Genomic DNA, 12836 nt, shown 5'->3' on the forward strand with positions numbered 1-12836 from the left:
CGCCCTGTATAGCTGGGTTCCGTAAAGCCGGGCCCTGCAGCGCTGTGCGCCGTAACGCTGGGCGCTGCGGAGCAGGGCATGGACGCGGACGGGCGCGCTCGGGCGCGGCGCGGGAGGCAGGGCGGGCATGGCCGGTTCCGGTCGAGAAGGCAGGGCGAGGCGAGTATGCCTGCGGCGCTGGCGGGCGGAAGCCGGTCGCGGCGTGGACGGGGGATCGCGTGGCGTCGGCGGTCGCGGTGCTTTGTGGGAGGGCCTTCAGGCCCGACGCTTTCCGATCCGATCCGATCCGATCCGATCCGATCCGATCCGATCCGATGCGATGCGATGCGATGCGATGCCGCATGGCGACCTGAGCGGACAGCGTCGGGGCTGAAGCCCCTCCCACAAGAGCCGGCCGATGTCGGAGCGGCCGCGTCGGACTCGCCGAATCGAGTCGATCCGCGAGTCGGTGCGAATCGGTGCGAATCGGTGCGAATCGATCCGCGAGTCGGTGCGAATCGGTGCGAATCGATCCGCGAGTCGGCGCGAATCGGGCTCGCGCGGCGAACGGAGGCGGCGCGGTCGCGGCTCGCGCCGCTCCTACAGAGAGAGGGGATGCCGCCGGAGTTCCGGCGTCAGCGCCCGGGGCGGCGGTAGACGAATTCCGGCGCGGGGGCCTGCGATTCGCGTTCGGCCAGCGCGCGCAGGCCGGCGTGGTCGGGCGATTTCTCGCACACCGGATCGAGCGTGTCGGCGCGTCCGCTCAGCGCCAGCGCCTGGCAGCGGCAGCCGCCCCAGTCGCGTTCGCGGTGTTCGCAGCCGCGGCAGGGGTCGGGCATCCAGGCGGTGCCGCGGTAGCGGTTGAAGGCGTCGGAGTCGCGCCAGATCTCGCCCAGGCCGCGTTCCAGCACGCTGTCGAACTGCAGTCCGTCGATGGTCTCGGCGGCGTGGCAAGGCAACACCTTGCCTTCGGGGGTGATGTTGACGAAGCGCTGTGCCCAGCCGCCCATGCACGGCTTGGGCCGGCGCGCGTAGTAGTCGGGGGTGACGTAGTCGATGGTCAGGCGTCCGCGCAGGCGTTCGCGCGCGGCGGCGACCGCGGCGCTGGCCGCGTCGAACTGCGCGCGCGTCGGCAGCAGCGCGGCGCGGTTCTTCAGGCCCCAGCCGTAGTACTGGGTGTGGGCGACCTCGAGCCGGCCGGCGCCGAGTTCGACCGCCAACTCGATCATCTCGCCGACGCGTTCGGCGTTGTGGCGGTGGATCACCGCGTTGAGGGTCAGCGGCAGTTCCAGCTCGCCGCACCAGCGCGCCAGGGCGAGCTTGCGCGCGTGCGCGCCGGCGTAACCGGCGATGCGGTCGGCGCCGTCGGCGCGGCTGTCCTGCAGGCTCAGCTGCAGGTGATCGAGGCCGGCGCGCTGCAATTCCTGCAGGCGCTCGCGGGTCACGCCGACGCCGGAGGTGATCAGGTTGCAGTACAGGCCGTGGTCGCGGGCGTGCCTGAGCAGGTCGGCCAGGTCCTTGCGCAGGGTCGGTTCGCCGCCGGAGAAATGCGCTTGCAGCACGCCGAGTTCGGCCGCCTGTTCGAGCACGCGCTGCCACTGCGCGGTGTCCAGTTCCTGGCGCAGGCCGACCAGTTGCAGCGGGTTGGAGCAGTACGGACAGGCCAGCGGGCAGCGATGGGTGAGTTCGAGCAGCACCGCCAGCGGCGGTTCGGGCGCGACGACGGCGGCTGGCTGCGCGTTCATCGCGGCGCGATCGCGGAGGCCGCGGCGCGGCGGCGCGATGCGGTGGTCGAGGCGGTGGTCGAGGCGGTCGCGGCGAACGCCCTCGCCGCCGGCGCGTTCGCGCCGCGCTCGCGGCGCGCGCTCACGACAGCCTGGGCGCGAACGCCAGCATGCGTTTCTCCAGCAGGCTGGAGAACAGCTCGATCACATCGCCGTAGATCTCGCCGGCGTCGGCGCCGTACTCGGCGGCGAGCGCGGCGACGATGGCCTCGACGTCGCAGCGGCCGTCGACGTGGGTCAGCACCGCATGCGCGATCTCGTCGAGTTCGACCACCCGCTCCGGCGCCTGCAACACCCAGCGTTCGCGCGCGCGGTCGTGCTGCAGGCGCACGCCGACCGGAAAGCGCAGCACGCTGCCGGCGTCGATGGTCGCGCTCATGGCCGCGCCTGCGCGGGATGGAACGCGCCCGGCGGGACCAGGCGCGGCTCGACATAGGCCAGGTGCAGCGCGTCGAGCATCGACCACAGCACGTCGCACTTGAAGCGCAGCGCGGCCAATACCGATTCCTGCTGCGCGCGCGTGGCGGCGTGGCGCTTGACGTAGTCCAGGGCGAAGTCCGCGTCCTGCGGCGCCTGCTGCAGGCGCGAATCGAAATAGGCCAGCGCGTCCCGGGACACGAAGTCGTAGTTGGCGAGCATGCCGGCCACGCGCTGGCCGATGATCGCCGGCGCGAACAGTTCGGTCAGCGAGGAGGCGATGGCTTCCAGCAGGCTGCGCTCGCGCACGAACTGCAGGTAGGCCTGCACCGCGAAGCGCGTGGCCGGCAGCAGCGCGCGCCCGGATTCGACCAGTTCGCGGTCCAGGCCCAGCGCGTCGGTCAGGCGCAGCCAGCGGGCGATGCCGCCCTCGCCCTCGCGCTCGCCGTCGTGGTCGACGATGCGCTGGCGCCACACCCGGCGCAGTTGCGGGTCCTCGATGCGGGCGAGCAGGGCGGCGTCCTTGAGCGGGATGCAGCGCTGGTACTCGAACCGGTTCAACGCCCAGGCCTGGACCTGGGCGCGGCCGAGGCGGCCGCCGTGCAGCAGGATGTGGAAGGGATGCTTGTCGTGGTAGCGCTCGGCGCCGATCGCGCGCAGCCGCGCTTCGAGTTCGTCGGGCGACAGCGGCGCGTCGGCGTCGATGCGCGGCGCGCGTTCGGCCTGGGCGGCGCGCGCGTCCGGCGCGGTGGCGGCGTTCATATCGTCAGTTCCATGCCGTCCTCGGCGACTTCCCAGCCCTGCGCGCGCACCTGCGCGCGCTCGGGCGAGGCCTCGTCGAGCACGGGGTTGGTGGTGTTGAGGTGGATGAACAGCTTGCGCCGCACATCCAGGCCGGCGAACGCGGCGAGCGTGCCGGCGTCGTCGGCGCCGTTGCCGCCGGCGATGCTCATGTGGCCCATGCGCGCGCCGGTCTTGCCACCGACGCCGGCGCGCTGCATTTCGTCGTCGCGCCACAAGGTGCCGTCGAAGAACACCAGCGCCGCGCCGCGCAGGCGCTCGCGCAGCGACTGGGTCAGCGCCGCGCAGCCGGGAATGTAATAGAAGCGCTCGCGGCCGTCGGTGATCTCCAGGCCCAGGGTTTCCTCGTCGCCGCCGCGCAGGTCCGGGCTGCGCGATTCCATGAACAACGGCACCTTGCCGGGCACGGAGAACGCGGTCACCCGCAGGCCCAGCAGCGAGTCCAGGCCGACGATATCGGTCGGCGTGTCCAGCGCCAGCGGCTTGCGCGTGACGTAGTCGGGATGCAGGGCGTCGAAGATGGGGTTCTGCGCGAGCAGCGCGTGCACGCGCGCGCTGGCCCACAGGTCGAAGCGCTGGCGTTCGCGCATCGACAGCAGGCCGGCGATGTGGTCGATCTCGCCGCTGCTGAGCAGCACCGCCTCGATCGGCGAGTGGCGCAGGCCGTGGCGCGGCCACAGCGGCGGCAACGCCAGCACCTGCTGGCGGAAGTCGGGCGAGGCGTTGACCAGCAGCCAGCGTTCGCCGTCGGCGCTGACCGCGATGCTGGCCTGGCTGCGGCGCTTGGCGCCGTCTTCCCCGCGCCACGCCCGGCGGCTGCCGGGCGTGTTGCAGTTCCACTGCGGATAGCCGCCTCCGGCCGCCGCTCCGAGCACGAGGATGCGCATCATCGAGGTTCCGTCGGACGACGGTCCGTCGAGGCGGGGCGCGGCCGCGCGCGCGTGGCGACGGCGGAAGCGGGCATGCTCAGAACAGGTCGCCGGACGAGTACGAATTGATTTCGCAGCCGCACGGGATTTCGCGGATCTGAGGCTTGGACCAGGTCTTCATGAGCGTTCCTCTGGCTGGGGAGGGCGTCGATAGCGGACGAACCGCCCGTATCGTCGACGCCGTCGCGGCGTGCGGCCGCGACCGGACCACGATACACCGGCCCGCGCCGCGCGGCCTGTGATTGGAGACCGGTACGGACGCGAAACGCGCCACGGATGCGCGCGTTGTCCGGCGCGGATGCGGGTTCCGCGCGGGCGGGCGCGGCGCGGCCGTGATCGCTATTGCGCAATGCGCATGAGACGGCGTGCGCGGTCGCGCGCGTCGTTCGGCGGCGGCGACGCATGCCAAGCGTACAGCGTTGCCGCACGCGCCTTGCACGCGGTTGCCGCTGTCATCGATGCACCGGCGCGCGGCCTAGCGCCGGCGCTTGAGGATGTCGCGGGCGAGAACCCAAACCACGATCACGTTGATTATGAGAACGGCGATCGCGAGCCAGCCGGGATGGCGCGCCAGGGCGTAGAGATCGAACGGCAGGTACAGCGCCGCGCCGAGGCAGCCCAACCACGACGCCCAGGCCTTGGCCTTCCACAGGCCCCAGGCTTCCAGCAGGTGCAGCGCGGCGTAGGCGAACACGATGCCGGCCGCCAGGTGCACCGAGCCGGGGCTGATGCTGTGCGCGAGCCAGGCCATCGAGCCGTGCTCGGGATCGAGGTGGAAGCGGTGGATCAGCAGCTCGATCCAGCGCTGCAGCGGCGCCGGGCCGAGCAGTTCCAGGCCGCTGGCCGCCGACAGCGCGAGCAGGCCCTTGCCGGCTTCGACCGCGGCGATCGCGTGCAGTCCGGGGTGGGCATTGGGATCGGTGTCGTAGTGCGGGCCGGGATCGGTCATCGACGCGGGTGGGCGACGTAGTGTTCGACCAGCCGCTGCGCGAGCGGCAGGTCCATGTGGGTGAGATCGCACAGCCGCCGGATCGCGTCGAGCTTCTTGCCGTCGTCGGCGAGCTTGCGCACCTCGGCGGGCAGCGGCGCGGACGCGCCGGGGTCGGCGAACCGCTCGCGCGCGGCCTTGCGCGCGAGCGGGGCGCCGAGGGTGCGGCGGATCAGCACGATCGCCTCGACCGCCTGGCCGCGGTCGAACAGTTCCTGCACGGCTTCGGGCCACGCCGGCGGCGCTGGCTCGGCTGGTGCAGGCTCGGTCGGCACAGGCTCAAGGGGTGACGCCGTCGGCGTGGAATCGGCGGGTGCAGGCGCGGACACCGCTGCCGGCGTCGAGGGCGCCGCGACCGGCTGTGGCGCCGGTTCGGATGCGGGCCGCAGCGGCTGCGGCGCGGGCGCGTCGGAGATTTGCCGGATCGGTTGCTTCGCCGCGATGCGCGCGCGCAGCCACCAGCCCAAGGCCAGTCCCGGCACCAGGCCGGCCAACCACCAGATCAGGGAATGCAAGTCCATTTCGCTTCGATCTCGCTCACGCGCGCAGGTTCCCCGTGCGCGGACATTTTTGCAACCGCCCAGGCACGCGGCGGCGCGGCGCAACTGCGACGGCGCGGCCGGAATCGAAGATCGAAGCGGGGGGCGAGGCGGAAAAGACTCGGAACCGACGCGCGACGCCGCGTTGCGCGGCGTGCGGAGCGGGACGCGGACCGGCGGTTGCGGTCCGCGCCCTCATCGCGATCAGGCCGCGCGCGAGGCGCGCTTGCGGTCGGTCTCGCTGCGGAACTTCTTGCGCAGGCGGATCGCCTTGGGGGTGATCTCGACCAGTTCGTCGTCGTCGATGAACTCCAGCGCCTGCTCCAGCGAGAACTTGATCGGCGGGATCAGGCCTTCGTCGTCGTCCTTGCCGGACGCGCGGAAGTTGGTCAGCTGCTTGCCGCGCAGGGCGTTGACGGTGAGGTCGTTGTCCTTGCTGTTGATGCCGACGATCTGGCCTTCGTAGATCTCCTCGCCCGGCTCGATGAACAAGCGGCCGCGCTCCTGCATGGCGATCTGCGCGTAGGCCGGCGACGGGCCGGTGCCGTTGGAGATCAGCACGCCGTTCTGGCGCTGGCCGATCTGGCCGTCGGCCTTCGGGCCGTAATGGTCGAACACGTGGAACAGCAGGCCGGTGCCGGCGGTGAGGGTGCGGAACTCGGTCTGGAAGCCGATCAGGCCGCGCGCCGGGATGATGTAGTCCAGGCGCACGCGGCCCTTGCCGTCGGGTTCCATGTTCTGCAGCAGCGCCTTGCGCTCGCCGAGGCGGCCCATCACGCCGCCCTGGAACTGCTCTTCCATGTCGACGACGAGGGACTCGTACGGCTCCTGCATGATGCCGTCGATCTGCTTGATGATGACTTCCGGACGCGACACGGCCAGCTCGTAGCCTTCGCGGCGCATGTTCTCGATCAGGATCGACAGGTGCAGCTCGCCGCGGCCGGAGACCTTGAACTTGTCGGCGTCCTGGGTGTCCTCGACCTTGAGCGCGACGTTGTGCTGGGTCTCGCGGGTGAGGCGGTCGCGCAGCTGGCGCGAGGTCAGGAACTTGCCGCCGCTGCGGTCCTTCACGCCGGCGAACGGCGAGTCGTTGACCTGGAAGGTCATCGAGATGGTGGGTTCGTCCACCGTCAGCACCGGCAGCTGCTCGACCGCGGACGGATCGCAGATGGTGTCGGAGATGCCGAGCGACTCGATGCCCGAGAACGCGATGATGTCGCCGGCCTGCGCTTCGCCGACTTCGACCCGCTCCAGGCCCATGAAGCCGAGTACCTGCAGCACCTTGGCGTTGCGCGGCTTGCCGTCGGCGGCGGAGATCACGGTGACCTGCTGGTTGGTCTTGACCTTGCCGCGCTGGATGCGACCGACGCCGATCACGCCGACGTAGTTGTTGTAGTCCAGCGAGGTCACGCGCATCTGGAACGGGCCGTCCGGATCGACCGGCGGCGCCGGCACGTGGTTGCAGATGGCCTCGAACAGCGGGGTCATGTCGCCGCCGCGCACGCTCTCGTCCATGCCGGCGTAGCCCTGCAGGCCCGAGGCGTAGACGGTGGTGAAGTCGAGCTGGTCGTCGGTCGCGCCGAGGCGGTCGAACAGGTCGAAGGTCTGGTCCAGCACCCAGCTGGCGCGCGCGCCCGGGCGGTCGACCTTGTTGACCACGACGATCGGCTTGAAGCCCATCGCGAAGGCCTTCTGGGTGACGAAGCGGGTCTGCGGCATCGGGCCGTCCATCGCGTCGACCAGGATCAGCACCGAGTCGACCATCGACAGCACGCGCTCGACCTCGCCGCCGAAGTCGGCGTGGCCCGGGGTGTCGACGATGTTGATGCGCCAGACTTCGTTGGTGTTCGGATTGGTCCAGCGGATCGCGGTGTTCTTGGACAGGATCGTGATGCCGCGTTCCTTTTCCAGGTCGTTGCTGTCCATCACGCGGTCCGGGACCACGGCGCGCTCGTTCAGGGTGCCCGACTGCTTGAGCAGCTGGTCGACGAGGGTGGTCTTGCCATGGTCGACGTGGGCGACGATGGCGATATTGCGCAGGCGTTCGATGGACATGCGAGAGGACGCCGGAAGGCGCCTAGACGTTGGAAGGAAGCCGGCCATTATACGGGGCAAATGCGGCAAGCGCCTGTGCGGGCGGGGATTTTTGTTCAGCGGCTCAGGAGCCTGAACAGGCCGGGCGCGGTTTCGGGCCGGCCGTGCAGGGGCGGGGCGAGCCGCTGCCCTTCGAAGTGGGCGTAAAACGCGGGGTTTGCGCGCTTCGGGCTGCAAGCGCGGCCCCGCAATCTCGCCAGTTGGCGCGAAAACTGGGGCCGGCGGGGCGGGCCTCGGCGCGGTCGGAGCGGTTGCCCGGGCCGGGCTTGCGGCGATCGCGGCTTGCGCCGACCCTCCGGGGCTTCGGGGGCCGGCGCGCGGTCCGTCGCTTCGGTACCCTTGTGGATTGCCACGGCCGTCGCCATCTCCGCCGGCGACGCCTTACCCCATCCCCATCGCATCACCTGGAGCACGTTGCATGAGCCTGATCGCCACCTTCGACACCTCGCGCGGCCCGATCCGCGTCGAACTCAACGCCGAGAAGGCGCCGCTGACCGTCGCCAACTTCGTCAACCTGGCCCAGCGCGGCTTCTACGACGGCCTGAACTTCCACCGGGTGATCCCGAACTTCATGATCCAGGGCGGCTGCCCGCAGGGCACCGGCACCGGCGGCCCGGGCTACCGTTTCGAGGACGAGACCCGCAACGGTCTGGGCCACCAGCGCGGCGTGCTGTCGATGGCCAACGCCGGCCCGGGCACCAACGGCAGCCAGTTCTTCATCACCCACATCGTCTGCGACTGGCTCGACGGCAAGCACACCGTGTTCGGCAAGGTCCTGGAAGGCCAGGAGATCGTCGATACCGTGCAGCAGGGCGACAAGCTGAACTCGGTCAAGATCGAGGGCGACACCGCCGCGGTGCTGGCCGCCAAGGCCGAGCGCGTGGCCGAGTGGAACAAGGTGCTGGACGCGAACGCGCGTCCGTGAGTGTTGCGGCCGCCGCGGGTTCGCGGCGGCCGGAGCGAAAAAAAGACGGCCGCGAGGCCGTCTTTTTTTTGGGGGGGCGTTGCGCGGCGCGGTCGATTGTCGCCGGGACGCTGCGAGCTGAGCCGAAAGCGTCGGGCCTGAAGGCCCTCCCACATGAGCCGACAGGTCTGCGGGCGGGGCGCTCAGCGCACGAACTGCATCGTGTCGAGCATGCGTCCGACCGCGGCGGCGTCGCGGCTGTAGTAGTGCTCGCTCGGCGCCATCCATACCAGCGAGGTCAGCTTGCCCTCGCGTTCCACCGCGGCCACGGTGCCTTTGTAGTTCAGGCCGTCGGCGTTGCTCATGGCGAAGTCGAAGCGCAGGCCGTCGACGGCGCCGAAGCGGTGCGGGTGCAGTTCGCCGCTGTCGAGGTTGACCGCGCCTTCCTCGCGCAGGCCGTCGAGCACCAGGTCGCGCAGTTCGTCCGGACGCATGCCGCTGCGGAACCACGGGCCGTCGGGCTTGGACGCCTTTTCCTTGCGCGCCATGAACACGTGCTCGCCGGGCTTGATGTTGGAGTAGATGCGCAGCTGGTTGAGGCGGGTGCCGTCGATGGTCCAGGTTTCCTGGCGCGCGCCCTTGATCCGGGCCCAGTCCAGGGTGCTGTCCAGGCGCAGGTCGAACACGGTCGAGGCGCCGGCGCGCTGCAGGGTGTTGGCGGCGCAGCCGGCCAGGGCGAGGACCGCCAGGGCCGCGGCGAAAGTCTTGAGGCGCAAAGTCACGGGGCGGTCTCCAGTTCGGCGATGGTTTTTTCGATGAAGGGGCGTTCTTCGGCGTCGGGCGCGGCGGCGAGGTAGCGGCGGAACGCGTCGATCGCGGCGGCCGCGTCCTTGCGTTCGCGCAGCGCGTAGGCCTGTTCGCGCCAGGCCGCGGGCGGCGCGTCGGCGTGGGCGACCGCCTCGCTCAACAGTTGCGCGCTGCGCTGGCGGTCGTCGTTCTTGCCGCGGCGACGGTAGGCTTCGGCGAGGTAGTAGCCGTACAGGCCCTGGTTGCCTTGGTCGCCGGCACGCTGGGCTTCCTCGCGCAGGTCGGCGATGACCTGGATCGAGGTGTCGTAGGTGCGCCGCGACAGTTCCGCGGCCAGCCAGCGGTCCAGCCACGGCCGCATCGCCGCCTGATACGCGTCGCGGCCGACCTCGCCAGGCGCGCCGGCGTGGGCCTTGGCCGCGGCGGCGGTGTCTTCCAGGCGTTCGGCGGTGTTGGGGTGGCTGGCGAACACCGGCCACGGCTTGGAGCGCTTGCTGGATTTCTCCTCGCGCAGCATCCGCCCCCACACCTGCGCGCCGGCCTGCGGGTCGTAGCCCAGGCCGACCACGCGGTCGAAACCGACCTGGTCGGCCTCGCGCTCCATGTCGCGCGAGAACTTGCTGACGCTGGCCAGCCCGCCGAGCGAGGCGGCCAGCGCGACCACGCTGGGGATGATCGCGATCGACGCCATCACCGCGCTGGTGCTCTTGGCCTTGGTCCAGCCGCGCAGGCCGTGGCGCTGGCGGTAGTGGGCGAACTCGTGGCCCAGCACCAGCGCCAGCTCGGATTCGTCCTGCATGCGCAACAGCGCGCCGGTGAACACCAGCATCGCGCCGTTGGGCGCCATCGAGGCGTTGAACACGGGCACGTCGACGATATAGACGCGCAGGTCGGCGCAATGCTCGCCGGCGACCTTGCAGGCCACGCCTTGCACGTAGGCGTTGAGCGCGGGGTCGCGCACCAGCGCCGGCGCGGTCTTGATGTCGCGCTCGGCCTGGTCCATGCCGTACCACAGCTCGGCCTCGGTGCTGCCCGCGCCGGGGCGTTCGCCGGGCCGGATCGGTTCGATCGGCGCGGCCGCCGAGGCCAGCGCCGGCGCGGCGAGCGCGCAGGCGAGCGCCAGGCGCAGGCAGGCCAGGCGTGGTGCGACGAAGCGGAGCGGGGCGGGGGCGGACCGGCGCGGCGGACGCACCGCCGCGCGGCTCACAGCGGAATGCCCTTGAGCATGCTGGCGACGGTGCCCTTGGCGCCCTTCTCGTCGCGCAGGTCGCCGCTGCCCTTGACCATCTGGTTGAACCACACCACCTGGCCGGTGCGCAGGTCCACCAGCGTGGCCACGCCGACCTGCGAACCGCCGCCGACGTCGATGTAGGTGCCGAGCGCCGCGCCGGCGAGCATGGTCAGCACCCGCACCGCGGTGCGGCCGCCGGTGGCGTAGGAGTCGCGGATGTAGGTGAACAGGGCATAGTCGGCGCCGGTGGCCTCGCGCAGCCCGGCCACGCCCGGGCCGAGGCTCCAGTCCATGCGCGGCTTGCCGGTCTTGGCGTCTTTCTTGGTCGCCAGCGCGCCGCCGAGGCTGTACTGGGAAATGCTCAGCGCCACCGCCTGGTTCAGGCGCACGATCTGGCCCATCTGCGAGTTCGGGTCGAGGTCGTCGGGCACGTCGTAATCGTCGCGGCGCTCGGCCTTGGAGCCGGCCAGCAATTCGCGCACGGCCTGCGGGTACAGCTTGCGCGCGGCGTCGGACCATTCCTTGCGCGGCTCGGCGAGCCCGCCGGCCGAGACCAGGCTCAGCTCGATGTCCGGTTCGATCAGCACCACGCTGCCTTCGACCTTGAGCGCCTGGCCCTGGGCGTCGGTGGCGGTGCGGTTCTGGGCATGGGCGGCCGACAGCGGCGCGCACGCGATCGCCAGCGCCACGACGGCGCCGGCCAGCTTGCTGGCGAATGGTTTCATCGAATCGGCCCCCTGATGCCGATGTCCCTGACGAAAACGTTTGGAATCCCCGAGTGGCCCGAACGGCGGCGGCCGCGTCCCCCGCGTCCGCCTCCTGCGTGCGCAGGCGATTCGAGCCGGCACACTAAACCCGAACGCCGTCGCGTTTTCAAGAGGCGAATCGTGCAAAGCCGACCGGCCGGACGGGCACGGCCGGCGGCGTCCGCGCCGGCGCCCCGCGGCCGCGCGCGGGCCGGTCCGCGGCGACCGCTGTGATACCATTCTGCGGCTCGAACCAGCGGTAATCGCGGCCCTTTCCGCAAGGCCGCCCGCGAGGCGCCCCGCGCGCCGCGCCGCTGCTTCCGGCGCCGTCCATCCTCGCTCCGTCGTAACCACCCCACGAGGTTCACACGATGCCCCAGCTCGCCCGGCGCATCGGTCGCGCCAAGCCCAGCGCGATCATGCAGGTTGCCGAAAAGGCCAAGCGGCTCAAGGCCGAAGGCCGCGACATCATCAGCTTCTCCATCGGCGTCCCCAACTTCCTGCCCGGCGACCACGTCTACGCCGCCGTGCGCGAGGCGCTGGCCAAGGACAGCGGCCAGTACGGCAGCAACCGCGGCGCCGACGCGCTGCTGGACGCCTTCATCGAGCACATGGGCAAGATCGGCCTGACCGGCTACGGCCGCGTCAACTGCGCGACCGGCATCGGCGCCAAGCACGTGATCTACAACATCGCCGAGGCGCTGCTCGACGAAGGCGACACCATCGTCTTCCCGACCCCGTACTGGACCAGCTATCTCGACATCGCCGAGATCGTCAACGCCAAGATCGACCTGCTGCCGTGCCCGGCTTCGCAGGACTACAAGCTCACCCCGGCGCAGCTCGACGCCGCGCTGGCGAAGAAGCCGAAGGTGTTCTTGTTCAACAACCCCTCGAACCCGACCGGCATGGTCTATTCGAAGGACGAGATCGACGCGCTGGCCGCGGTCGTCGCCAAGTACCCGGACACCTGGGTCATCACCGACGACATCTACAACCGCATGGTGTTCGACGGCCTGGGCTACCACAACTTCGTGCACTCGCGTCCCGAGCTGCGCGACCGGGTGATCTTCATCGACTCGCTGTCCAAGACCTACGGCATGCCGGGTTGGCGCGTGGGCTTCATGGCCGGGCCGGAAGTGATCGCCCAGGCGGTGACCACGATGAACTCCAACCACATCACCAACGTGCCGGAGATCGTCACCGCCGCCGCCGTGGCCGCGCTGTCGGGCCCGCAGGACGTGCCGACCCAGCGCTGCGCCGAGTTCCAGGCCAAGCGCGACCAGGTCATGGCGGCGATGGACTCGATTCCCGGCGTGATCTGCCCGCGTCCGCAGGGCGCGTTCTACGTCTTCCCCGACATCAGCGTCGCCTTCGGCAAGACCCACCAGCCCAGCGGCCTGAAGATCGGCAACGACATGGACTTCTGCAACGCGCTGCTGGAAACCAAGGGCGTGGCCTGCGTGCCGGGCTCGGCGTTCGGCGAACCCAGCGCGCTGCGCATCAGCTACACCTGCCCGACGCCGCAGCTGGCGCCGGGCCTGCAGCGCTTCCAGGAGTTCTTCGCCGAGCTCGCCTGAGCCCGGCGAAGCCGCCCGCCCGCGACGAGAAGGACGACGT

General features: G+C 70.8%; 13 protein-coding genes and 1 pseudogene. 2 read left to right on the forward strand and 12 right to left on the reverse strand.

Annotation, left to right across the window (positions count from 1 at the left end; all coding sequences use genetic code 11):
• Positions 1–614 precede the first annotated feature (614 nt).
• The 8 genes from pqqE to typA form a co-directional block, all read right to left on the reverse strand.
• Complete coding sequence (gene pqqE, locus RDV84_RS14135; RefSeq protein ID WP_309150700.1) at positions 615–1724, reverse strand: pyrroloquinoline quinone biosynthesis protein PqqE; 1110 nt, start codon at positions 1722–1724, stop codon at positions 615–617.
• A 121-nt stretch (positions 1725–1845) separates the two neighbouring features.
• A complete protein-coding gene (gene pqqD, locus RDV84_RS14140) occupies positions 1846–2142 on the reverse strand; it encodes a pyrroloquinoline quinone biosynthesis peptide chaperone PqqD (protein WP_057948528.1) in 297 nt (98 codons plus the stop codon).
• Entirely contained in the window at positions 2139–2942 is an 804-nt protein-coding gene (gene pqqC, locus RDV84_RS14145; RefSeq protein ID WP_309150701.1) for a pyrroloquinoline-quinone synthase PqqC, read from the reverse strand. The genes pqqD and pqqC overlap by 4 nt, the downstream gene beginning before the upstream one ends.
• Entirely contained in the window at positions 2939–3868 is a 930-nt protein-coding gene (gene pqqB, locus RDV84_RS14150) for a pyrroloquinoline quinone biosynthesis protein PqqB (RefSeq protein WP_057950223.1), read from the reverse strand. Before pqqB ends, pqqC begins: the two co-directional genes overlap by 4 nt.
• A gap of 79 nt (positions 3869–3947) precedes the next feature.
• Positions 3948–4031, reverse strand: a complete 84-nt coding sequence (pqqA, locus tag RDV84_RS26510) for a pyrroloquinoline quinone precursor peptide PqqA (RefSeq protein ID WP_057948527.1) — start codon at positions 4029–4031, stop codon at positions 3948–3950.
• Between the two features lie 354 nt (positions 4032–4385).
• Positions 4386–4859, reverse strand: coding sequence for a DUF2127 domain-containing protein (locus RDV84_RS14155; protein ID WP_250449447.1), 474 nt, complete (start codon positions 4857–4859; stop codon positions 4386–4388).
• The gene (locus tag RDV84_RS14160; RefSeq protein ID WP_309150702.1) at positions 4856–5392 is read right to left on the reverse strand and encodes a hypothetical protein; all 537 of its coding nucleotides are present in this window, start codon (positions 5390–5392) and stop codon (positions 4856–4858) included. Before RDV84_RS14160 ends, RDV84_RS14155 begins: the two co-directional genes overlap by 4 nt.
• A 249-nt stretch (positions 5393–5641) precedes the next feature.
• A complete protein-coding gene (typA, locus tag RDV84_RS14165; RefSeq protein ID WP_057948524.1) occupies positions 5642–7492 on the reverse strand; it encodes a translational GTPase TypA in 1851 nt (616 codons plus the stop codon).
• A 457-nt stretch (positions 7493–7949) separates the two neighbouring features.
• On the opposite strand from typA, the gene RDV84_RS14170 reads away from it, so the two are divergent.
• The gene (locus RDV84_RS14170) at positions 7950–8456 is read left to right on the forward strand and encodes a peptidylprolyl isomerase (RefSeq protein WP_057948523.1); all 507 of its coding nucleotides are present in this window, start codon (positions 7950–7952) and stop codon (positions 8454–8456) included.
• Between the two features lie 96 nt (positions 8457–8552).
• On the opposite strand, the pseudogene RDV84_RS27355 reads toward RDV84_RS14170, so the two are convergent.
• The 4 genes and pseudogenes from RDV84_RS27355 to RDV84_RS14185 all read right to left on the reverse strand — a co-directional run.
• Positions 8553–8609 (reverse strand): annotated as a pseudogene (locus tag RDV84_RS27355) (DUF6053 domain-containing protein); the annotation flags it as partial.
• A gap of 29 nt (positions 8610–8638) precedes the next feature.
• Positions 8639–9217 (reverse strand): hypothetical protein, encoded by a 579-nt coding sequence (locus RDV84_RS14175; protein WP_082644593.1) that lies wholly within the window; start codon positions 9215–9217, stop codon positions 8639–8641.
• Positions 9214–10449: a M48 family metallopeptidase gene (locus RDV84_RS14180; protein ID WP_057948521.1), complete on the reverse strand. Its 1236-nt coding sequence runs from the start codon at positions 10447–10449 to the stop codon at positions 9214–9216. The genes RDV84_RS14175 and RDV84_RS14180 overlap by 4 nt, the downstream gene beginning before the upstream one ends.
• A complete protein-coding gene (locus RDV84_RS14185; RefSeq protein WP_309150703.1) occupies positions 10446–11198 on the reverse strand; it encodes a hypothetical protein in 753 nt (250 codons plus the stop codon). The genes RDV84_RS14180 and RDV84_RS14185 overlap by 4 nt, the downstream gene beginning before the upstream one ends.
• Before the next feature lie 392 nt (positions 11199–11590).
• Here RDV84_RS14185 and RDV84_RS14190 point away from each other — a divergent pair, with 392 nt between their 5' ends.
• Entirely contained in the window at positions 11591–12796 is a 1206-nt protein-coding gene (locus RDV84_RS14190) for a pyridoxal phosphate-dependent aminotransferase (protein WP_078999394.1), read from the forward strand.
• Positions 12797–12836 lie beyond the last annotated feature (40 nt).

The sequence above is a fragment of the Lysobacter yananisis genome, from assembly GCF_031199375.1.
GTDB lineage: Bacteria > Pseudomonadota > Gammaproteobacteria > Xanthomonadales > Xanthomonadaceae > Lysobacter > Lysobacter yananisis.